The sequence below is a fragment of the Enterococcus sp. DIV1758 genome (assembly GCF_051711985.1).
GTDB lineage: Bacteria > Bacillota > Bacilli > Lactobacillales > Enterococcaceae > Enterococcus > Enterococcus faecalis.
Genome location: NZ_JBIOOA010000001.1, coordinates 1 through 24245, shown reverse-complemented (window position 1 = coordinate 24245; position 24245 = coordinate 1). Strand labels below are relative to the sequence as shown.

General features: G+C 37.8%; 18 protein-coding genes. 1 reads left to right on the top strand and 17 read right to left on the bottom strand.

All coding sequences use genetic code 11. From position 1 onward, the window contains the following. Positions 1-22: 22 nt before the first annotated feature. The 3 genes from IGJ52_RS00090 to IGJ52_RS00080 all read right to left on the bottom strand — a co-directional run bounded on the left by IGJ52_RS00090 (position 23) and on the right by IGJ52_RS00080 (position 4850). Positions 23-1015: a mannose/fructose/sorbose PTS transporter subunit IIA gene (locus IGJ52_RS00090; RefSeq protein WP_002356030.1), complete on the bottom strand. Its 993-nt coding sequence runs from the start codon at positions 1013-1015 to the stop codon at positions 23-25. 234 nt (positions 1016-1249) lie between these two features. Next, positions 1250-1762 (bottom strand): mannose/fructose/sorbose PTS transporter subunit IIB, encoded by a 513-nt coding sequence (locus IGJ52_RS00085; protein ID WP_002385473.1) that lies wholly within the window; start codon positions 1760-1762, stop codon positions 1250-1252. Between the two features lie 202 nt (positions 1763-1964). Continuing rightward, entirely contained in the window at positions 1965-4850 is a 2886-nt protein-coding gene (locus tag IGJ52_RS00080) for a sigma 54-interacting transcriptional regulator (protein ID WP_438791814.1), read from the bottom strand. 253 nt (positions 4851-5103) lie between these two features. Here IGJ52_RS00080 and IGJ52_RS00075 point away from each other — a divergent pair, with 253 nt between their 5' ends. After that, entirely contained in the window at positions 5104-6735 is a 1632-nt protein-coding gene (locus IGJ52_RS00075; RefSeq protein ID WP_002359215.1) for an ABC-F family ATP-binding cassette domain-containing protein, read from the top strand. A 238-nt stretch (positions 6736-6973) separates the two neighbouring features. Here the strand turns inward: IGJ52_RS00075 and IGJ52_RS00070 are convergent, their stop codons facing one another. From IGJ52_RS00070 to dnaA, 14 genes are all read right to left on the bottom strand, one after another. Next, positions 6974-7843, bottom strand: a complete 870-nt coding sequence (locus IGJ52_RS00070) for a DegV family protein (RefSeq protein ID WP_002359214.1) — start codon at positions 7841-7843, stop codon at positions 6974-6976. Between the two features lie 124 nt (positions 7844-7967). Next, on the bottom strand, positions 7968-9260 hold the full coding sequence (locus IGJ52_RS00065) for an adenylosuccinate synthase (protein ID WP_002376293.1): 1293 nt from the start codon (positions 9258-9260) through the stop codon (positions 7968-7970). 236 nt (positions 9261-9496) lie between these two features. Next, positions 9497-10864: a replicative DNA helicase gene (gene dnaB / locus IGJ52_RS00060; RefSeq protein WP_010816223.1), complete on the bottom strand. Its 1368-nt coding sequence runs from the start codon at positions 10862-10864 to the stop codon at positions 9497-9499. Between the two features lie 272 nt (positions 10865-11136). Continuing rightward, positions 11137-11589, bottom strand: coding sequence for a 50S ribosomal protein L9 (rplI, locus tag IGJ52_RS00055; RefSeq protein WP_002356023.1), 453 nt, complete (start codon positions 11587-11589; stop codon positions 11137-11139). A 5-nt stretch (positions 11590-11594) separates the two neighbouring features. Continuing rightward, positions 11595-13619 (bottom strand): DHH family phosphoesterase, encoded by a 2025-nt coding sequence (locus IGJ52_RS00050; RefSeq protein WP_002363542.1) that lies wholly within the window; start codon positions 13617-13619, stop codon positions 11595-11597. 156 nt (positions 13620-13775) lie between these two features. Beyond that, positions 13776-14015 carry a 30S ribosomal protein S18 gene (gene rpsR / locus IGJ52_RS00045; protein ID WP_002356021.1) on the bottom strand — a complete coding sequence of 80 codons (240 nt, stop codon included), beginning with the start codon at positions 14013-14015 and terminating at the stop codon, positions 13776-13778. A gap of 25 nt (positions 14016-14040) precedes the next feature. Further along, positions 14041-14607: a single-stranded DNA-binding protein gene (gene ssb / locus IGJ52_RS00040; protein ID WP_002364599.1), complete on the bottom strand. Its 567-nt coding sequence runs from the start codon at positions 14605-14607 to the stop codon at positions 14041-14043. Positions 14608-14651: 44 nt separating this feature from the next. Beyond that, positions 14652-14954 carry a 30S ribosomal protein S6 gene (rpsF, locus tag IGJ52_RS00035; RefSeq protein WP_002356019.1) on the bottom strand — a complete coding sequence of 101 codons (303 nt, stop codon included), beginning with the start codon at positions 14952-14954 and terminating at the stop codon, positions 14652-14654. 174 nt (positions 14955-15128) lie between these two features. Beyond that, positions 15129-17630, bottom strand: coding sequence for a DNA gyrase subunit A (gene gyrA, locus IGJ52_RS00030; RefSeq protein ID WP_002361457.1), 2502 nt, complete (start codon positions 17628-17630; stop codon positions 15129-15131). A gap of 55 nt (positions 17631-17685) precedes the next feature. Next, positions 17686-19635: a DNA topoisomerase (ATP-hydrolyzing) subunit B gene (gyrB, locus tag IGJ52_RS00025; RefSeq protein ID WP_002359210.1), complete on the bottom strand. Its 1950-nt coding sequence runs from the start codon at positions 19633-19635 to the stop codon at positions 17686-17688. Further along, entirely contained in the window at positions 19632-20759 is a 1128-nt protein-coding gene (gene recF / locus IGJ52_RS00020) for a DNA replication/repair protein RecF (protein WP_113793170.1), read from the bottom strand. The genes gyrB and recF overlap by 4 nt, the downstream gene beginning before the upstream one ends. Next, entirely contained in the window at positions 20746-20991 is a 246-nt protein-coding gene (gene yaaA, locus IGJ52_RS00015; RefSeq protein ID WP_002356015.1) for a S4 domain-containing protein YaaA, read from the bottom strand. The genes recF and yaaA overlap by 14 nt, the downstream gene beginning before the upstream one ends. Positions 20992-21569: 578 nt before the next feature. Then, positions 21570-22700, bottom strand: coding sequence for a DNA polymerase III subunit beta (gene dnaN, locus IGJ52_RS00010; protein WP_002356014.1), 1131 nt, complete (start codon positions 22698-22700; stop codon positions 21570-21572). Between the two features lie 201 nt (positions 22701-22901). Beyond that, the gene (dnaA, locus tag IGJ52_RS00005; RefSeq protein ID WP_002356013.1) at positions 22902-24245 is read right to left on the bottom strand and encodes a chromosomal replication initiator protein DnaA; all 1344 of its coding nucleotides are present in this window, start codon (positions 24243-24245) and stop codon (positions 22902-22904) included.

Here is a 24245-nt window from a genome sequence, read left to right as displayed (position 1 = left end):
ATTTTGATTTGTATTTGGCGAGTTACGCGTTTGCTAACTCATTTTTTGCTTTTTTCAAAATTTCGTCCATATTCGCTTTTGAATCATTTGGCACTTTACGCACATCAAATTTGATGCCTTTGGCTTTTAATTCATCAAACGTATCAACGTCTTCTTGACCCATTGATAATACTTTGCTTACAACGACTTTTCCAACAGAGTGAGCCATTGAACCAACGTTTACTTCTGGGATTTCTACGCCGCCTTCAACCACTTTTAAGACGTCTTCAGGATTTTCAAATAATAATAATGCTTTTGTATTGCCAAAACGTGGATCTTTCGCTACTTCAATCATTTTACTGATTGGAATAACATTGGCTTTTACTCCTGGAGGAGCTGCTTGTTCGATTAATTTCTTACGTAAGTCATCTTTTGCAACGGCATCAGAAACAACAATAATTCTGTTTGGTTGTGTTGCTTTTGTCCAAGCTGTTGCTACTTGACCATGTAATAAACGTGAATCAATACGTGCTAGCACAAATTTAATTTTGCCATCGCCAACAACTGTACCTGGTGGTAACGAACCTTTTGGCTGTGCATCTTCTGTCGCAGCAGCTTTTGGTGCTTCTGCTGGTTGTAACTCTTCTGGTTTAACTTTGACACCATCTTTTGCTGTTTCAAGAATGTGTGTCGCAATTTCTTGTGCTGATTCCATAGAGAAACGAGAAGCATATGCTTCAATAACCATTGGTAAATTCATACCTGCAACGATTGCCCATTTGTCTTTATGATCTTCTAACAATGAGTTCGCTTGGTTAAATGGTGTTCCTCCCCATAGGTCAACTAAAAATAGTACTTCGTCTTGATTGTCAAACGATGCAATGGCTTCTTGCATTTTTGCTTTTACATCATCGGGACCTTCGCTAGGCATTAACGTAACTGCTTTTACATTTTCTTGTTCGCCAAAGATCATTGCACCAGATTGCAAGATCCCTTCAGCAAATTCACCGTGACTTGCTAGGATAATTCCTACCATTTTTATACCTCCTGTATAATTGATGTTTTTTTTCATGGTTGTACTGCTAAACGCTTTCACTTTTTGAAAAAAATCAGATAAATCAGATTCTGACAAAAATAAATGAAAAAATTTCAATAGTTCTTGATTTTTTTCAACATCAGCACTTGCCTTTATCAATACAGTTCATGAAGCAATGATGTTGGTCCTAGGCCACCACATCCTTTCAATGTCTTTCGTCTGTAAAAATAAACGTCAGCTGGCGTTATTTTCTTTGCTACGCTCTTTTTTCAGTAAATCCATCAAATTCACTTGGCTGTCTGCTGCGACTTTTCGAATTTCCAATTCAATACCTTGTTCATTTAAAAACAGAAATGCTTTTAAATCGTTGGCATCCACTGCGACTGCATTCGTAATCATTCGCTTGCCTGTGCTGAAACTCATTCCGCCAATATTCACAGAAGTTAGTTGTACACCGCCTTCGACCACTCGTTTCACGTCCAAAGGATTAGTGAATAACAACATGGCTCGAAACGAATCAAAACGAGGATCAGGGTAAACATCAATCATTTTTTGAACAGTGATGACATTTACTTTGACACCAGGTGGAGCAGCTTGAACCAACAAGGCTTTTCTCAAATTGTCATGAGCAACGGAATCACTAACCACTAAAATGCGATTAATGTTCGTCAATTTTGCCCAAACAGTTGCTACTTGGCCATGAATTAATCGATCATCAATTCGAGCTAAACGAATATCCATTACCATCGGGAATGCTCCTTTAAATTCATTTTTAAAGGTTAGGACCTTTGTCTTTTTACTTAAAAATTTTAGGTAAAAAGGGACACCTTATTATAAGCAAGTTTCGTGCCAACTTTAGTGTATCGGTTCGAAACCTAGAAAATTATAGGTTTTTTTAAGAAAATCAAAAAATAGATACACTAATAAATAGTGTATCGATTTTTCTGTATTAATCTAGTGTATCAATTTCGGTGATTTTATCTTCGATACACTGGGCATTTTTGACTAACTGTGCGATAAAATAAATTTCTTCTGCTGGAACATCCATATTAAGAGCTTCTTCCATAGTCTCAATTGAGGCCACAATCACTGGATAAATTGGCTCTTGAACCAATTGACCAAGTTCCTTTTCTGAAACCGTCAGTGTATCATTCCGTAAAATACGCTCCAACATGCCTGATGTGTGCATAATCAAATTGATGTAAAATGTGTACTCTTCTGGCATCGCTAATTGGGTTTGGATATTTTTAGCGAATGACCACAACAGATCAATGATTTTTTTTCCATTAATAAAAGTGAAACTTTGCTCCATATATTTGAGACAAATTTCTTTTGCTGCCGCTTCGTCCAACGGCTTATTCATTACTTCTTCTTTCCGCTCTGCTAGTAATTGCTGAATAATTTTTTCTGCTTCACCGGAAAAGAAATTTTCCATGGAAATATAAGGAACTCCAATTTTGGGATTGGTAATCCCAGTTGTCGCAATAATTTCATAGTCTTCTTGAATTTTAGGCAAGACTTCTTTCATATTTACAATGGACAAAGGAATCACTTCTAAATGCCAGTCTATTTGTGGCAAGACAGCTTCCTCAATAAGCTCTTTCATTCGGCGCGCAGTTCCTTCTCCAGAAGCGCAGATAGCAATAATTGCTCTTGTTTTCCAATTTTCAATGATTTGTTTCGTTTCACTTTGGCGAATATCGGCATAGCCATGAAAGTTTTTTAAGGACTCGTGAAGTGTTTCCAATTGTGTATCAATTAATGCGGTTTTGCGGGCCGCTTCAAGCACAATTGGCGTAGTCACCATGTCTACTGTCCGCACATCAATGCCTGTCTGGCGTACAATTTCTTCTGAAAACGTACTTAATGAACCCATATCCACCAATAATAGTACGCCATTCTCTTCATTCACTTCACCAACTGCTTCAACGATTTTACGCAAAGCTTCTTTCGGTGGCATATCTAACGGCATATCCACAGCCTTCAAATTATCAACATTTAACAATTGAGAAACCACTTGTACCATACTGCTAGCGGTACTATTTCCGTGCGCAGCCACGACAATGCCAATCCGGCCAGCCTCAGGATTTTCTCTTAAAGAAATGAGCAAAACAGCTAAATAGTAACTTTCAGATTCAGGAATCTCCATCTGATAACTACTTTCAATAATATTTTTAATTTCTTTCGCTATTTCAAACTCTGTTGGATAATCTAAAACCATATTTCGAATACTTTCATTTAAAGGATGCTTAGGATCTTTGCCTAATTGGATGCGTTTCAAGAAAGAACTAATGTGTAAACTCATTGCATAAATAAAGTTGGGTTGAAACGAATACGATAACCGCTTCGCTGCAAAATTATAAATTTTCTTAGTGACATCAATAATTCGTTGGTCCACAATTTCAGCCAATTTATTTTCTGTATCAAAGGTGAATCCATAATCTTTGTAGAAAGATTTTAAATGAACATTGATATCCGTTGTAATAAAATTATTAATTAGTTCTTGGTCCAAGCCGTCTGCTTTTAAGAGAGCCGCTTTATCTCCAATAATCTCATATAGATTGTAAGGCAATTCATAGGCATCTGACTGAATAGCTACTAAAGATTCATTTGGTGATACCACTAATTGCGGTTCCAGATATTTCGACAACTCCGACAATACTTCTCGATTACTGGCAAGTTGCATAATGCCTTCTTTAATATTGTCCGTTAATTCGTCCATCGTAATCATTAATTCCTCTTGTTCCATCTGATTAAGGAACCCTCGCGCAGTCACAAGTTGCACATTCGATTTTAGCTGACCGACATTTCCATAAGAAACACTTCCGATTAACGCTTTGACCACATCTTCTGACAAAGAGATTCGCCGTTGAATCCGCGCTGCTTCCATTGAAACCATCACTTTTAGGAGGTCAATTTTTTCTTTCGCAGGACGGTCACTAAAGTTCGGTAATTGAATGATAATCGGAATGCGTCGCACAAAAGTATTCAATAAAGAAGAAGTAGGATTCTCCGTCGTAGCACAAATAATCCGAACATCCGCATGATGTGATTTCACTGTTTCACCTAAACGCGCGTACACGCCGTGATCCATAAAATAAAAAATCATTTCTTGTCCTTCGGGTGGTAACCGATGTACTTCATCTAAAAACAGAATGCTGCCATCTGCTTCATCAATAATCCCTTCTTTCGCTTTCGTAGCGCCTGTGAAGGCCCCTTCTACATACCCAAATAAATGCGACATCAAAAGTTCTGGATTATGCGCATAGTCTGCACAGTTAAACACCACAAACTCTTTTTCTTTGGCCACAATTTGGTTCAGCTTCGCAAATTGAAACATGGCATGAGCAAAATAAGTTTTCCCAGAACCTGTTGGTCCAGTAATTAAACAATTCAAGCCTTTTGGCGGATATAAAATCGCTGCTTTGGCTTGTTCAACCGGCGTTTTCATGCTTCCAGCTGAACCGATAATTTTTTTGAAAATATCTTCAACTTCTGGGGTTTTACTTGTCGTGACTACTGGTTCAACCAATGGTTCGATAAAAGCTTTTGTGGAGTGATCCATTGATTTTTCCCGATAACTTTTAACTGGCTTGGTTAATGGTCGATGCTGAAACGCCACCTGCGCGACATATTTTACTGGTCGACCAGATAATTTTTTCAAGCGCCCTTCACGAACGAGTTGATTCAAATCTTTACTAGCATTGGTCCGCTGAATGTTTAAACGTTCTGAAATTTCTTGTGTCGTGACTCCCGCATCACTTGTTAAGGTCATTGGCGTTAAATTCTTCGTTTGCTCTTTAACATATTGATAGATTTTTTCAATCCGCTTCATTTTTGATGGCTCCTTTAATCGATACACTAATTAATTTACATGATACAGTGTATCATTAAAAAAATACACTAAAAACCCTTTCATGAAAAAATTTTCTGTTTCACATGAAACATTTTAAAAAAACGCCTTTTTTTCTATAAAAAACCCACCTTTTTATTCGTTTCTGTAAAAAGATTGAAACTCCTTGAAAAAAGGTTCTGTAGCCGATATAATGCAGAGAGGTTCAAGAATATATTAAAAGCGAGGAAAACAATTGATTACTGTTAATGATGTAAGTTTACAATTTCCAGATCGTAAACTTTTTGAAGAAGTGAATATTAAATTTACTCCTGGCAACTGTTACGGCTTAATCGGCGCAAACGGTGCAGGAAAATCAACGTTTCTTAAAATTTTATCAGGTGAGATTCAACCGACAACTGGCGTGGTTTCAATGGGTCCTAATGAGCGACTAGCAACGCTGAAACAAAATCACTTTGACTACGAAGACTACACTGTTTTAGAAACTGTAATTATGGGACATAAACGTCTTTACGAAGTAATGAAAGAAAAAGATGCTATCTATATGAAAGAAGATTTTTCAGATGAAGATGGGATTCGTGCCGCAGAACTAGAAGGCGAATTTGCTGAACTTGACGGTTGGGAAGCAGAACCTGAAGCAGCTGTTTTACTCCAAGGGCTAAACATTCCAGAAGAATTACATGATCAAAAAATGAGCGAATTAACAGCTGGTCAAAAAGTCAAAGTATTATTAGCTCAATCTCTTTTTGGTAAACCAGATGTCTTACTATTAGACGAGCCGACAAATGGTTTAGACACCCGCTCAATCAATTGGTTAGAAGAATTTTTAATCAACTTTGAAAATACCGTTATCGTGGTTTCCCATGACCGTCATTTCCTAAACAAAGTCTGCACCCACATGGCAGATTTAGACTTTAGTAAAATCAAACTTTACGTTGGTAACTATGATTTCTGGTTGGAATCAAGCCAACTAGCGACAAAATTGCAAGCACAATCTAATGCCAAAAAAGAAGAACAAATCAAAGAATTACAAGACTTTATCGCTCGTTTTAGCGCCAATGCCTCAAAATCAAAACAAGCAACGTCACGTAAAAAAATGTTAGATAAAATTACCTTAGATGACATTCAACCTTCCTCTCGTCGTTATCCATTCGTTGGTTTTACACCAGAACGTGAAATCGGCAATGACTTATTACAAGTTGAAAATGTCTCTGTAACGATTGATGGCAAAAAAATCTTAGATAATATCTCGTTCAACTTAACAAAAGATGATAAAGTGGCATTCATCGCTGACTCAGATATTACAACGACTACGTTATTCAAAGTGATTATGGGCGAAATTACTCCCGATACAGGTTCTGTTCGTTGGGGCGTTACAACTAGCCAAGCTTATTTACCAAAAGACAACAGCAAAGACTTTGAAGAGCCATTAACTATTTTAGATTGGTTACGTCAATTTGCTGGTAAAGAAGAAGATGACAATACGTTCTTACGTAGTTTCTTAGGTCGGATGTTATTCTCTGGTGAAGAGGTACTAAAACCAGTCAATGTTCTTTCCGGAGGCGAAAAAGTGCGCGTCATGCTTTCAAAATTAATGCTTTCCAAAGCCAATGTCTTAGTTTTAGATGATCCAACGAATCACTTAGACTTAGAATCAATCACTGCGTTAAATGATGGGTTGATGGCTTTCACTGGTTCAATTCTTTTTGCTTCACATGACCACCAATTTATCCAAACATTAGCGAACCGAATTATTGCTGTTTCTGATAAAGGGGTCATTGATCGAGCAGAAACAACCTATGATGAATTCTTGGAAAACCCAGAAATTCAAAAACAAATGGACGTTTTATTCAGTTCAGATTATTAAAAAATGAGGTCGGGACAGAAACGTTTAACTCCGAGAAATAAGAAGGAATTTCCGAAAATTGTTCTATAATTTTTGGAGAATTTCGGCTTATTTCCGAAGGACCTTCAACTCTTAGAGCTTTAGCTCTTAGAAGTTGTTGAGATCGGAGCAACGCGTAGTGTTGCTTCTGTTCCCGCCGTTTATCAATTTTTAAGCCTAGGACAAAAATCCAAAGTGATTTTTGTCCTAGGCTTATTTTTTATTTTCTTTTTTCACCAAAAGAAAACACAGCAATACAACCTATTCCAGTATGACTAGTAATAGTGGGTCCTAGAGGATAAATCAGTATCTCATTAACTTCTATTTCTTTTTCAATTAATTCTTTGACTTTTTCCGCGTCATCTTTCGTTCCTGCATATGCAATCAATAGTGTTTGTTTCATTGGCTCTACAATGCCTTGAATCGTTTCTTGCGCAATCTTTTGCAAGGACTTGTTTCGTCCACGAGTTTTACCAACGGATGCTAGTTTGCCTGCCGCATCCACGCGAATAATTGGTTTAATGTTCATTAAGCCACCAAGCGCTGCCGCTGTTTTAGAAATCCGTCCGCCACGTTCTAAATGTTTTAAATCATCTACCGTTACCCACGAGTGAAGTTTCATTTTTTGCTCTTCAAGATAGGCAACAACTTCTCCTAATGAATGACCATCTGTTTGTAATCGAATGGCTTCTCGGACTAACATCCCTTGACCTAAGCTAGCTGCTTTTGTATCAATAATATGAATTTCTACATTATCGTACTCTTCTTTTAACATCTCTACTGATTGCAACGCACTTTGATAAGAGCCACTTAACCCAGATGAAAAAGCTAAATAAATTACCGGTAACCCTTGCTCCACAAAAGGACGGAAAAATTCATTGTAGCGTCCTACATTAACTTGAGAGGTAGTGGGCATACTTCCATTTTTAATGGCCGTTAAGAAGTTCTGATAATCAAACGTTTCGCCTAAATCATCGCGATATTCTTTCCCGTCAATTTGAATATTCATGCTAATAAAAGGTACTTGGTTTTCTTTTAAGTATGTATACGGCAAGTCACAACAAGAATCTGTCACTAATTGATAATTCACGGACAATTGCCCCCTTCATGTTTTCTTTTATTTTACCATAGTTTTTCATTTTTATATAAAATTAAAAAAGAACGTAAAGGCTGAATTGGCATAAGCCATCCTTTACGTTCCCTTAAAAATCTGCTTAAATTTGTGCCCAAACGCTTTCTAAAACGTTCGTTTGGTTACGGTCTGGACCTACAGAGAATGTTGAAATGCGCACACCAACTAATTCTGAAATCCGATGCACATAGTTACGAGCATTAGCTGGTAAATCAGCTAAAGTTTTGCAACCAGTGATATCTTCAGACCAACCTGGTAATTCTTCATAAACTGGTTTACAGCGGCTTAATTCTTTCAAGCTTGCTGGATAATGATAAATTAATTCACCATCAAGTTCATAAGCTGTACAAATTTTCACCGTTTCTAAACCACTTAACACGTCAATCGAGTTTAATGACAAGTTTGTAATCCCTGATACACGTTTTGAATGACGCATAACTACTGAATCAAACCAACCGACACGACGCGGACGTCCTGTTGTTGTTCCGTATTCTTTACCGACACGACGAATGGTTTCTCCTGTTTCATCAAATAATTCTGTTGGGAATGGGCCGTCACCGACACGTGAAGTGTACGCTTTGCAGACACCAACCACTTTATTAATTTTTGATGGACCAACGCCACTACCGATAGTTACGCCACCAGCTACTGGATTAGAGGAAGTAACAAATGGATAGGTTCCTTGATCGATATCCAACATGACACCTTGTGCCCCTTCAAATAAAACCCGTTTTCCAGCATCTAATGCATCGTTTAAAATAACCGAAGTATCTGTAACATATTGTTTAATTTGTTGTCCGTATTCATAGTATTCTTCAAAAATATCATCAAATTCAATGGCTTCGCTATCAAACATTTTAACGAATTGACGATTTTTTTCTTCTAAGTTAATTTTCAAACGTTCCGCAAAAATTTCTTTATCCAATAAATCAGCGATACGGATTCCCACCCGTGCTGCTTTATCCATGTAGGCTGGGCCAATTCCTTTAATCGTTGTCCCAATCTTGTTTTCACCTTTCGCATCTTCTTGCAATTGATCCAATTTAATATGATACGGCAAGATGACATGGGCACGATCTGAAATACGTAAATTATCAGTGGCAACATTATTTTCTTTTAAATAAGCTAATTCTTTTACTAAAGATTTTGGATTCACAACTACGCCGTTACCAATTACACTAATTTTTTCTTTATAGAAAATCCCTGAAGGAATTAAATGTAATTTATACGTTACGCCGTCGAATTTAATGGTATGTCCGGCGTTATCTCCGCCTTGGTAACGAGCGATCACTTCTGCGTTTTCACTTAGAAAGTCTGTAATTTTTCCTTTACCTTCGTCGCCCCATTGCGTTCCAACAACTACTACTGATGACATTCGAACACCTCGTTCATAATTTTTTTGTCCTGAATCATTGTACCAGTAAAACCAGTCCCTTTCAAGGGTAAAAATCGAATATTCTTTCACAATCAAAAGCGTTTCTGTCAAAAATACGAACATTTTTAGTTATGTTTTTGTAAAATAATAAAATATACGAATATTGTTCGTGTTTTACTCTCTGATTTTAATCCCTTAATAAGCAAAAAAACGAACTCAAAAAATGAGTTCGTTTTTTAAAATTCTGTCCTCGGCGAAAGCGAAGAAAATTTATTATATTCTTTAATGAAAAGTAATTCGACCGTTCCACGCGCACCACTACGGTTTTTCTCAATGATGACTTCTACAACATTGTCAACTTCTGGTGGCTCATGATCGCCGTCTTCTCCTTCACCACGATCATAGTAATCATCACGATAAAGAAAGGCAACGATATCGGCATCTTGCTCAATGGAACCTGATTCACGAATATCACTTAACACAGGACGTTTATCTTGACGTTGTTCCACGCCACGAGAAAGCTGTGACAAAGCGATAACCGGGACTTTTAATTCTTTCGCTAATTTTTTTAATTGACGTGAAATATCAGAAACCTCCTGTTGGCGGTTCTCTTTTCCAGTTCCTTCAATCAATTGTAGGTAGTCGATCAAAATTAGACCTAGGTTGCCTTTTTCTTGTGCTAATTTACGACATTTCGCACGAATTTCGGTAATTTTAATCCCTGGTGTGTCATCAATATAGATATCCGCACGGGACAAACTACCCATCGCAATAATTAAGTTTTGCCATTCTTCTTCAGATAATTGCCCTGTTCTTAAATGGCTGGCCTCAATGGATCCTTCTGCACAAAGCATCCGGTTCACTAATGATTCTGCCCCCATTTCTAAACTAAAAATAGCGACAGCTTTATCTGTTTTGGTGCCGACATTTTGGGCAATATTTAATGCAAAAGCAGTTTTCCCTACCGCTGGACGGGCCGCTAAAATAATTAGCTCTTCCGCTTGCAAGCCGGCAGTCATTTTATCCAATGCTTGATAGCCTGTAGGTAAACCAGTAATCTCTTCATCATTTTGGTATAATTGGTCAATATTCGCAATAGTTGTATTTAGAACATCTGAAATTGATAAAAAGCCACTGCGATTCCGCTTTTCGGAGACTTCTAAAATGCTTCGTTCTGCATCATCCAAAATAGATTCAACATCTTCACCTTGCTCAAAGCCTTTAGTTACAATCTCTGTAGCAGTTTGGATTAAGTTGCGCAGCAACGATTTTTGTTCAACAATTTTTGCATAATAAATGACATTGGCAGCTGTCGGTACAGCTAAAGCTAAATCTGACAGATAACTTAGTCCACCAACATCTTCTAACAAATTCTCTTGTTCTAGGCGATCTTTGATTGTTACCACATCAATCGCTTCATTTCGGTCGCTTAAGGTCATCATCGTTTGGAAAATCAACTGATGACTACGACGATAGAAATCTTTAGGTTCCACATATTCCATCGCTTCTATTAGCACATCTGCATCTAAGAAAATAGAACCTAAAACGGCTTGTTCCGCTTCAATATTTTGTGGCGGTACCCTATCTTGCAATAATTCATTCATTTTGTTCTCTCCCACGATGTCTTACTTTCTGGTTCATTTAGTCTATCCATTTTAACACAATTTCATTAAAAAAAGTACATTTTTTCTCTGCTGATTTCTCTATCTTTAGTTCACTTTCCAATTTTAAAAAATACACAATTAATAAAAATATAATATTTTTATTAATTTAAAGTGTTGTTTATTTTATTTTTAAACATTATAAAAATAATTCTATTAATTTATTTGATATAAAAAAGAAGCCGGGGAAATCGGCTTCTTTTTTATCAATTGTATTATTCCGCTACGACATGAACCTTAATTTTCGCTGTAACTTCATGATGTAGTTTGACTGGTACGTTAGTGTAACCTAGAGAACGAATTGGGTTGGCTAATTCGATTTTGCGTTTATCCAATTTTACATTGTATTGTTTGTTTAAGGCTTCTGCAATTTGTTTTGAAGGAATTGAGCCAAATAAACGGCTGTCTTCTCCAGCTTTTGCCTTGATCTCTACAACAGTCTTTTCATCTTCTAAAAAGGCTTGCATTTCTTTTGCTTGTGCTAAAACTTCTGCTTCATGTTTTTCTTGGGCTTTCTTTTGACCCGCTAACGCACTCATGCTTCCTTTATTGGCTTCTTTCGCATAGCCGTTTTTAATTAAAAAGTTTTGGGCGTAACCAGTTGGCACTTCTTTTACGTCCCCTTTTTTTCCTTTTCCTTTAACGTCTTGTAAAAAAATGACTTTCATTTCCTTCACTCCTGTTCATACATTTCATTAATATTTTGACGAATTACATCAAGTAGTTGCTCTTTTACTTCTGCTACTGTTACATTTGATAATTGTACTGCCGCATTAGTAAAGTGACCGCCACCACCTAAATTTTCCATAATAATTTGGACATTAATTGAACCATTACTCCGAGCACTAATGCCAATCTGTTGATCCGTCCGCTTGGTAATGACAAATGCTGCATTAATCCCTGCCATAGAAAGTAATGTGTCCGCTGTTTTGGCAGCTGTGACACTATCATATTCTTTGTCTTCACTCCCTGCAACAACGACGGTATCTTTTGTGACATATTCGCTTTTAGAGATTAAGTTGTTCATTTCCAGATAGCTTGTAAGATCAGAACTTAATAGATATTGTACTAAAGATGAGTCTGCTCCACAAGTTCGTAAATAACTAGCCACATCAAATGTTCGCGCTGTCGTTCGTGTATTGAAACTTTTCGTATCAACCACAATTCCCGCCAACATCATGGTTGCTTCAAAGGCCTGCAGTTTATTTGCGCTATTACTTTGGTATTCGATCAATTCTGTGACTAATTCTGAAGCAGAAGAGGCCGAAGATTCAATATAAGAAAGCAAGGGTTTTGCTGGAAATTCGTCTCCTCGTCGATGGTGATCAATGATTACTACTTTATCAAAACGCTCATAGAGCTCTTGTGAGATCGATAGAGACGGTTTATGGTAATCTACCATAACTAATAAGCTACTTTCTTTCTTGCGCTTCATGGCCTCTTTAGGACTAATAATGCGCTCTTCTAATTCTGGGTACTCTTTAATCGCCTCTAACACTCTTTTGACATCGGGAATGATTTCATTTTCGTCTAAAACAATCCACGCTTTTCGATTATTAAACGAAGCTAAACGAGCAACACCAAATGCTGAACCTAACGCATCCATATCTGGATAACGATGGCCCATAATATAGATGTCAGCTGATTCCGCAATAATTCCCTTAATTGCCATGCTCATTGCGCGAGAACGTACTTGGGAACGTTTCGTCGTTACTGCCGTTTTTCCACCAAAAAATAACGGCTTCGCTTCATCTTTGGCTTCTTTTACAACCACTTGATCGCCACCACGTACTAAAGCTGTATCTAGGTTTGTTTGAGCCGTGGTCCCGGTTTGATCTAAGGTTGGCCCCCCATAAGCAATCCCCATACTTAACGTAATGGCTACTTCATGGTTAGCTGATTCCTTACGGATCGTATCCAAAATAGAAAATTTTTCGTCCATCATTTTTTGAATATCTTCCCATTGGGCAATGAAAAAATAACGTTCTGCGTTGATTCGCTTATAAAAAACTTTGTATTGGTCCATCCAATCAGAAACCATCGTCGTAATGAAACTATTCAAATAAGAAATTTCTTTCTCGTCCATTGTATCGGTGACATCATCATAATTATCGACAGACACAATGCCAATAGCCGTTTGCATTTCGACTTTTTCTTGATACAAATTACTTTCTTTAGTGATATCTTCAAAAGTAATTGTATGTTGTTCTTTATTGACGCTAAAGCGATAGGTATTTTCATCAATCGTAAAGATATCTTGGTTTCGTTCTGCTAATTCTAAATAGGACGTCACTTGGCTAGCGGTTAACGTTAGCTGATTGTCTTTATTAAAAATAGAAGCAGCATAAGGATTAAGCCATTCTACCGCGCGTGTTTCCCCGTTATACGTAATAATTCCCACAGGTACTTCATTCACAACATAATCCAACGATTGTTCAGCAATGGAACTTGCTTCTTGAATCTTTTCTACGTTCGTAATTTCTACATCTCTAATCAACAGCCGAATAACCACTAAGAGAAAGATATCTAATGCGATAATTACCGCCAATAGCAGCCATTTATTTGTTAGTAAGAAATAGAGGAGAAATTCTACTAAGAGAAGACCCACAACAATTAAGAAACCGTTTTTTTGAATTCTCTTCTTTTGCATTTTTTTGCCTCCAATCTTTCTGCAGACCTTTGAGGCGACTTGTTCCAACGAGCATATTGCTCTGGTGATTCACTAGTTATTTCATCCTTTATTTTATCACAAAACACTTCATTCTGCGAACCTTGTTATGTTTCACGTGAAACACTAGTCAAGATAAAAAAGAACCAAAGAGCAGGCTCTTTGGTTCTGGAAATTGTCATAAAATTATTGTTCGTCACTAACGAATGGTAATAATCCCATGATACGTGCGCGTTTAATAGCAATCGTTAATTTACGTTGGTTTTTAGCGCCAGTACCTGTAACACGACGTGGTAAAATTTTGCCACGTTCTGAAATGAATCGTTTTAACAATTCAGTATCTTTATAGTCGATGTATTCGATGTGGTTTGCTGCGATGTAGTCGACTTTACGACGTTTACGTCCGCCTCTTCTTTGTTGTGCCATTCTTGTTCCCTCCTATCAAATTCGTTTAGAATGGTAAATCATCATCTGAAATGTCGATAGATGAACCTGAGCCACCAAATGGATCAGAATCTTTATCGAAATCAGGCATACCGTTATTGTTTTGCGACTGAGAAGATGATGGATTGAAACTATTGTTGTTGTTATTAAATCCAGAACCGGCATTGTTATTACCAAAGCTACGATTTTGTGATTGATAACCATTTTCGTTGTTATTAAAGCTACCGCCGCCAGTTCCTCTTTGTTCTGAAGCAGAACGAGATTCTAACAATTGGAAGTTTTCACAAACCACTTCAGTTACGTAGACACGTTGACCTTGTTGATTCTCGTAGTTACGAGTTTGAATTCTTCCGACAACACCTAATAATGTACCTTTACGGGCATAATTAGCCATTGTTTCTGCGGGTTTACGCCAAATCACACAGTTGATAAAGTCTGCTTCACGGTCACCATTTTGATTCGTAAAGTTACGGTTTACAGCAAGTGTAAAGGTCGCAACAGCTGAACCACTAGCGGTGTAACGTAAGTCAGGATCTTTTGTCAATCTTCCGACTAATACAACGTTATTAATCATTCAAAACATCTCCTTTCGTCAATAAATGTTTCATGTGAAACAAATTATGCTTCTACCTTCACGATCATATGACGGATAATATCGTCATTGATTTTTGCTAAACGATCAAACTCGTTGATTGCGCCAGCTGTTGATGGAGAAGTAACGTTAACGATATGATAGATGCCTTCACGGAATCCGTTCATTTCATATGCTAAGCGGCGTTTTTCCCAATCTTTAGATTCGATAACTTCTGCTCCGTTATCTTTTAAGATTGTGTCGAAACGTTCTACTAAAGCAGTTTTTGCTTCTTCATCAATGTTCGGACGAATAATGTACATGATTTCGTACTTCGTATCTTGACTCATTGATTTTCACCTCCCTATGGACTTCAAGGCTCTTAGTTGGCTAAGAGCAAGGAGAACATACCTAAAAAGGTAGTTCACAATCTCTAATTATATGCTAATTGATGGACAAAAGCAAGAAATAGTTTTGAAAAGCCCCAATAAAAAAGTTTCGCCAACTGGCGAAACTTTTTTATGTTATTCTTCTGTTTCTGATGTTGTTTCGTTTTCTGTTGTTTCTACAACTTCAACGATTTCTTCTTCCACTTCTTCTGGTTCTACAACAGCCATTGTTACCACTTTGGCACCATCTTCCATTCTCATTAAACGAACCCCTAATGTTGCGCGTCCTGTTTGAGAAACAGAATCAACGTTAAAGCGGATAATGACGCCTTTGTTCGTAATCAATAAGATATCTTCATCCCCATTGACCGTGGTTAAACCAGCTAATGGACCATTTTTCTCAGTGATATTTGCTGTCTTAATCCCTTTACCGCCACGTCCTTTAACTGGATATTCAGAAGCTTTTGTACGCTTACCATAACCATTTTCAGTAATGACTAGGACTTCTTTATTTTCATCCAGAATCGCTGCGCCGACCACATAATCATTTTCGCGGAGACGGATTCCCCGAACACCTGATGCTGTCCGGCCCATATCACGTACAGTATTTTCATCAAATGTGACAGAGTATCCTGCATGTGTTCCGATAATCATCTTCTGATTGCCATTAGTCGTTACCACGTTAACTAACTCATCATCTTCTTTTAAGCTAATGGCGATTAATCCATTACTACGGATATTAGAAAAGGCTGTTACGGCTGTCCGTTTGACGGTTCCTTTTAAGGTTGTGAAGAACAAGTATTTACCTGCTTCCGCTTTGCCCTCAACAGAAATAATCGCTTGAATTTTTTCTGCAGAATCAATTCCCAGTAAGTTGATCACTGGAATTCCTTTTGCTGTTCTACCGTACTCAGGGATTTCGTAACCTTTTGCTCGGTAAACTTTCCCAGTGTTCGTAAAGAATAATAACGTGTCGTGTGTTGAACAAGAAACTAGGTTTTTCACGAAATCATCATCATGAACGCCCATGCCTTGGACACCACGTCCGCCACGGCGTTGCGCCCGGAATTCAGAGTTTGCCATCCGCTTAATGTAGCCGTTATTGGTTAACGTAATCACGACTTCTTCTTCTTCGATTAAATCTTCATCTTCAAGACTTAAGACTTCACCTACTAATAATTCTGTGCGTCGTGCATCACCAAATTTTGTACGAACGTCATTTAACTCTGTTTTAATGATTTCAATGACGCGTTCTGGGCGGGCTAAAATGTCCTCTAAGTCCGCAATGAATTTCAATAGCTCTTGATATTCATTTTCAATTTTGTCGCGTTCTAAGCCTGTTAAACGGCGTAAACGCATATCTAAAATCGCTTGCGCTTGACGATCTGAAAATTCAAAGCGTTCAATTAACGTTGCTTTTGCTTCGTCATCTGATTGTGATCCACGGATAATGGCAATGATTTCATCGATATGATCTAAGGCAATTCGGAGACCTTCTAAAATATGTGCCCGTGCTTCTGCTTTGTTTTTGTCAAAAATCGTCCGGCGAGTAATGACTTCTTTTTGATGCTCGACGTAGTTTTCTAAAATACGTTTCAAGCTTAAAATTTTCGGTACACCTTTTTCAATGGCTAACATGTTAAAACCAAAAGATGTTTGTAAGGCAGTCATTTTGTACAAGTTGTTTAACACAACAGAGGCACTCACATCTCGACGAACATCGATGACAATCCGCATGCCTTCACGAGAAGATTCATCCCGCAAATCAGTAATTCCTTCAATTCGTTTATCTCTGTGTAATTCAGAAATTCGTTCGATTAATTTGGCTTTATTCACCATATAAGGCAATTCAGTTACTAAAATACGTTCTTTTCCATTCGGCATTTCAGTCAATTCAACTTTTGCACGAACTGTAATCGAACCTTTCCCCGTTTCATATGCTCGGCGAATCCCTGATTTCCCCATCACTAAACCGCCTGTTGGAAAATCTGGTCCAGGTAACACTTCCATCAATTCATTCGTCGTTACATCAGGATTGTCCATCAATAAACTTGTTGCATCAATCACTTCACTTAAATTGTGTGGTGGAATATTTGTTGCCATCCCCACCGCAATCCCCGTTGTTCCGTTAACTAGTAAGTTTGGAAAACGAGCAGGTAAAACTACTGGTTCTTGTTCTGAATCATCATAGTTTCCTTGGAAATCGACTGTATTTTTGTTAATATCTCGTAGCATTTCTAAAGCAATTTTACTCATACGTGCTTCGGTATAACGCATAGCGGCAGCGCCGTCACCATCGACAGAACCGAAGTTTCCGTGGCCGTCAACTAACATAGCCCGATAACTAAAAGGTTGTGCCATCCGCACCATTGATTCGTAAATCGCACTGTCCCCATGGGGGTGATATTTACCCATAACATCCCCAACAATCCGGGCTGATTTTTTGTGTGGCTTATCAGGGGTTACCCCTAATTCGTTCATTCCATATAAGATTCGGCGATGAACAGGTTTTAAACCGTCACGAACGTCAGGTAAAGCGCGGGCTACGATAACACTCATTGCGTAGTCAATGAAAGATTCTTTCATTTCGCTGGTCAGATTGACGTCTTGAATGTTTTCTTTAATTTCTTCACTCATGAATTTTTTCCCCTCTAAATATATGTTCTAGCGTCTCTTACAACGTTGCGACACATTAAATATCCAAGTTTTTCACGTAATGGGCATTTTCTTCGATAAACGCACGACGTGGTTCCACACGATCGCCCATTAGCATTTCAAAAATTTGGTCAGCTTCAATGGCATCATCGACACTCACTCGCGCCATTAATCGTTTTTCTGGGTCCATTGTTGTTTCCCAAAGTTGGTGATCATCCATTTCACCCAAACCTTTGTAACGTTGAACACTTGGTTTTGGTGAAGCAGGTAATTCTTCTAACACTTTTGCTAGTTCCTCTTCAGCATGTTTGCCCGGTTGGACGTAGGTGATGTTTTTCCCTTGTTTCACACCATATAGTGGTGGTTGGGCAATATACACATAACCAGCTTCAACAATTGGCCGCATGAAGCGATAGAACAAGGTTAATAACAACGTTCGAATATGCGCACCATCGACATCGGCATCGGTCATAATCACTAGTTTGTGATAACGTGCTTTAGAAACATCGAAATCTTCGCCGAAGCCTGTTCCCATAGCTGTAAATAATGACCGAATTTCTTCATTGGCTAAAATTTTATCCATGCTGGCTTTCTCGACATTCAAGATTTTCCCACGAATTGGTAAAATGGCTTGGAATTCACGGCTACGGCCTTGTTTTGCTGAACCGCCGGCCGAGTCTCCTTCGACGATAAATAATTCGCATTTTTCCGGATCTTTACTTGAGCAATCAGCCAGCTTCCCTGGCAAGTTGCTAATTTCTAAAGCGCCTTTACGACGGGTGACTTCACGGGCTCTTTTAGCGGCTAAACGAGCTTTTGAGGCCAACATGCCTTTTTCGACAATTTGTTTACCGACTGTTGGATTTTCCATCAAGAATTTTGTAAAGTATTCTGAGAATAAACGATCCGTGACGGTCCGTACTTCTGAGTTTCCTAATTTCGTTTTGGTTTGTCCTTCAAATTGAGGATCTGGGTGTTTGATGGAAACCACTGCGGTTAAGCCTTCACGAACATCTTCTCCAGTTAATTTTTCATCGTTTTCTTTCATCAATTTTTGTTTACGTGCATAGTCATTAATCACACGTGTTAAAGAAGTTTTAAAACCAGATTCATGCGTTCCGCCTTCATAAGTATGAATATTGTTGGCAAAACTTAAAATATTTGAGTGGTAGCCATCTGTATACTGCATTGACACTTCCACTGTAATATCTTGTTGCTCTCCTTCAATGAAGATTGGCTCTGGGAAAATAACGTCTTTATTGGCATTTAAATGCTCAACATAACTCTTAATCCCGCCTTCATAGTGATACTCTTTTTTATCTTCTTGTCCTTCACGACGGTCTTCAATTGAAATGTGTAAGCCTCGATTTAAAAAGGCTAATTCACGAACCCGTGTTGCTAATTTATCAAAATCATAAACGGTTGTTTCTGTAAAAATTTCAGGATCTGGAATAAAGTGAACAGTGGTTCCGTGACGATCCGTTTCTTCGATAACTTTTAGGTCATCAACAACCGCACCACGACGATATTCTTGGTAATACACTTTGCCATCTTTATAAACACGAACATCTAAACTGGTCGATAAAGCATTAACAACAGAGGAACCAACACCGTGCAAGCCACCTGATACTTTATAGCCGCCACCGCCAAATTTCCCGCCGGCGTGTAGCACTGTAAACACTGTTTCCACAGCTGGGCGACCTGTTTTGGCTTGAATCCCGACTGGAATTCCACGACCATCATCGATAACAGTAATACTATCGTCTGGTTCGATAATTACTTGAATTGATTTAGCAAATCCTGCTAAGGCTTCGTCGATAGAGTTGTCAACGATTTCCCATACTAAGTGGTGTAACCCTTCGCCACTAGTAGAACCTATGTACATACCAGGACGTTTCCGGACAGCTTCTAAGCCCTCCAAAACTTGAATCTGACTAGCGTCATATTCTTGCGCACGTTCTCTCATGTTTTTTTCTTCTTCTGTCATGTCGCTGAATTCCTTTCTATCTTGCCTTGTTGAACATAAAAAATATCTGGTTCAACTGTTAGCTTGTCTTTTATGTGATCTAAACTAGTTGTCGTTAAGAACGTTTGAACTTTGCCTTCAATCGTTTCTAACAAGTGAATTTGACGTTCATTATCTAATTCACTCATGACATCATCTAGTAATAACACAGGATATTCTCCTGTTTCTGAATGCATCAAATCAATCTCTGCCAATTTAATACTTAAAGCTGTCGTTCGCTGTTGGCCTTGTGAGCCATACGTTTGAACATTTTGACCATTGACAATAAACAGCAAATCGTCACGATGAGGGCCTAAAAAAGTATTCGCTTTAAACAATTCACGCTTACGATTGTTCATTAATTGTTGGAGCAATTGATTTTGAAGTGCTTCTAAGGAAAAATCCGTGTTGTCAATTGGGATGCTTGATGCGTAGTCAATGGTGAGCGTTTCGCGTCCATGACTAATTTTTTGATGGAGTAAGTTTGCCCAGTGTTCTAATTTTTTAAGAAAACCTAACCGAGCGTATAGAACTTTCCCGCCAAATTCAGCTAGCTGCTCTGTCAAAATATCGAGATAAACAGTATCTGTTTGTTTCTTTTCAGCTAGTTGTTTTAGGTATTGGTTCCGTTGCTTTAAAACAGACTGATATTGGACAAGATCATAAAGATAAATAGGACTCACTTGTCCGAGTTCCATGTCAATAAATTTCCGGCGGACTTGAGGTGAGCCTTTCACCAAAGATAAATCTTCTGGGGCAAATAAAATAACATTCAATTGCCCAATGTACGCACTGAGCCTTTTTTGCTCAATGTGGTTAACCTTGGTTTTACGTCCTTTGTTGGAAATTAAAATTTCCAACGGCACGGTGCCTGTCTTTTTTTCAACTACGCCACTAATTTTAGCTGCTGCTTGTTCCCAGCCAATTAATTCTTTTTCATTGCTGGTTCGATGACTTCGTGTCATTGCTAGAACATAAATGCTTTCTAACAAGTTGGTTTTTCCTTGGGCGTTTTCGCCTAAAAAAAGATTTAACGTTTTTGGAAAATCTAAGCTGACTGTTTCATAATTACGATAATGCTGAAGTGTCAGCTCATTCAGCCGCATCGTCGGACTCGTTTCCGTTTTTCACCATAAAAAAAGTACCTTCTTCAGGTATCTCAATCATCATGCCCGCATAAAGTTTCCGTCCGCGACGATTTTCCAACTCGCCATCAACAAACACGCTATTGTCTGCCAAATACCATTTGGCTTGGCCGCCACTACCAATGACGTTGATTTCTTTAAGAAACTGACCAAGCGTTATATACTCAGTTGCTAAAACAAACGTTTTTTTCAATGTGCATCCCTCTTTTTTCTAATACGTTCTCATATATATTATACCCTTTTTCATAAGAGAAAACAAATTTATCTGTCTAATTTTCATTCTAAGCAATTTTAATTCTAAATGACCGAAAATATTATTAGGATAAAAAAACTCTTAAAAAGCATTTTAAAACGGAAATTGATATTTTCTTGAGAAAAAAGGGGCCTGATTTGGCAGAAATGACGAGTAGCGTTTAACTAAAAAACAATTTGGGGTAACTCAAAGACAAACGAAGAGGGCATGCATTGAAGAAAAGTAGCTTGTAGAGGTCTGAGCGTCGTTTTAAGCAACGTAAACTTCTTTCACTAGGAAATGTTCATAAAAAAATGAACAGCTCTTAAACGAAAAATTAAAGGGCTTTTTTCTTTATCCATGAAAAAAAAGCTGAATTTATTCGTCAAACGATAGTTCAAACATTCACAATCATATTAGCGTAAAAGCTATTCCAGTTTTAAAAAGCTTATCTAGCAGCGTTTATCGGCTTTAAACAGACGACAAAAAAGAACCTTCGGCGATCATAGTGATTTTCCGAAGGTCTTTTTTAAACATGATTAATTTGTACGAACCGGTGTAATTAGTTGAATGAAATCTAGTTCTGTTTCGGTTGGCTCCAATGTAAACGGACGAATTGGGGAAAGGAATTTCACGGTAATATTCATATCGCCAAACGCTCGCAATGCATCTTTCATATAATCTGGGTTGAAAGAAATATCCAACGCTTCACCAGAAACATTTTCATAGTTTAACGCTTCTTCGACTTTTCCAATTTCAGGTGAATTTCCATATAAAACAACAGAATCTGGTGAAATTGAAAGGCGAACAATATTGTTACGTCCTTCATGAGAAAGTAAAGAGGCACGTTCGATTGCTGAAAGCAATTCTGGTACATAAAATTCAATTTGCGTGTTATGGCTAGTTGGAATTAAACGGTTGGTATCAGGATAATTTCCTTCTAACAAACGAGAATAGAAGTACATTGTTTCTGTTTTAAATAGCACTTGGTTTTCCATAATGCTGATTTCAACCATTTCTTCTTCATTGGTTAATGAACGAGAAAGTTCAGTTAAACTTTTTCCTGGAATTACAATGTTAAAGTCTTCTACTGCTTGTTCTGTCGGGATCACACGTTGACTTAAACGATGTGAATCTGTCGCAACGGCAAGTAATTTTTGATTTTCTAAAATAAAGTGGACCCCAGTTAAAATTGGACGACTTTCGTGCATCGAGACAGCAAAACCTGTTTCACTAATAATTTTTGTCAATAAATGAACAGGTAATTTCATTTGGTTTTGAGTATCAATTACTGGTAAGTGCGGATAATTGTCAGCATCTAATCCATTAACCGTAAAATCAGCTTTTCCTGAAGTAATTGCAACTTGATTGTTATCTAGAACTTCCATTGTGAACATATCTTCTGGTAATTTACGAATAATTTCGCCAAAGAAACGAGATTGTAAAACGATGCTACCTGTGCGTTCAATGGTCATTTGAGCTTTTTCATCATCTTTACTTAAAAAACTTTCAATTGAAATATCCGCGTTACTCCCAGTAAGTGATAAGCCATCTTCTGATAACACAATTTTAACACCTGTTAAGATTGGAATCGTTGTTTTAGAAGAAATTGCTCGTTGAACAGTTTGTAATTCTTGTAAAAAGACACTTCGTTTGACCGTTAATTTCATAATGTAAACTCCTTTTTAAGTATTTTCAATACGTTCTAATTTTGTATGCCACTGTTTTGTATATTATATATAAATAAATAATAAAAGTAATAGGGCATGTTGATTCTGTGGAAAAGTCAAAAGAGCATTGTTTTTACTAAGTTATCCACTTGTGTATAAGTTGTGGATAACTTTGTTCTTTTTTGTTTAGTTTTCCACATCCTAAGAGTTCAATAAATTTTTAATTTCACTGACTTCTTTTTGAATCGCTGGATCTTTTTCCAATAATTGCTGAATCTTTTCGTGCGCATGAATCACCGTTGTATGATCTTTGCCGCCAAATTCGGCACCAATTTTTGGCAAGGAATTGTCGGTCATTTCTCTAGCAAGATACATTGAGATTTGACGAGGAACCACAATTGTTTTCACTCGTTTTTTCCCTTTTAAATCCTTAAGAGGCACATGATAATATTTGGATACTTCTTCTTGAATTTGTAAGATGGACAATTGATTTTTACTACCAACTGATTTTAGAGATTTCAAGGCGTCCGCCGCTAAACTAGTGGTAATATCTTCTCCATTAATAGTTGCAAAGGCTTGAACGCGGACCAAAGCACCCTCTAATTCACGGATGTTGGAATCAATTTGACCAGCGATATAACTTAGTGTATCATCCGGAATTTCTAAACGCTCGGCATCTGCTTTTTTGCGCAAAATTGCAATCCGTGTTTCTAAATCAGGCGGAGTGATATCGACAGACAAACCCCAAGCAAAGCGAGAAACTAATCGTTCAGGTAATTTTGGAATATCATTCGGCGGGCGATCACTTGTTAAAACAATTTGTTTATTTTCATTGTAAAGATCGTTGAAGGTATGGAAAAATTCTTCTAATGTCGCTTCTTTTTCCGCCAAAAATTGAATATCATCGACTAATAATAAGTCAACATTGCGATATTCTTTCCGAAATTGTTCGGATGTCTTTGTTTGAATTGAGTTGATAAATTCATTCGTAAACGTTTCGCTACTAACATATTTGACTTTGGCATCTGGTTGATTCACTAACATTTGATGACCAATGGCATGCATCAAATGGGTTTTCCCTAACCCTACACCACCATAGAAGAAAAGGGGATTGTAAATCGAACCCGGATCCTCGGCAACAACAAGCGCTGCAGCATGAGCCATTTGGTTTCCTTTACCAATAACGAAGGTGTCGAAAGTGTACTTAGGATTAAGCATCGCTTTTTTACTTTGTTCACTAAAAACAACTTCTTCTTCGGCAGGTTCTTCGAGTTCTTGTGCCAGTGCTGCGTCTTTTTCATCGGCAACAACAAAATGGGGCATCACTTCTGCACCGGTCAATTTAAATCCAGTTTCGACAATTTTTGCCGAAAGATTTTTTTCCCAGTAATCACGATGAACTGCAGAAGGGACTTCTAGCCACAATTGATTGTTGTCTAATTTCAAAGGGCGTGTGGTTTTAATCCAAGCATCAAAACTTGGCGCCGACAAAATCGCTTGATAGGCTTCTTCAAGGCTATGCCAAAAACTTTCCACGTCGGGCAT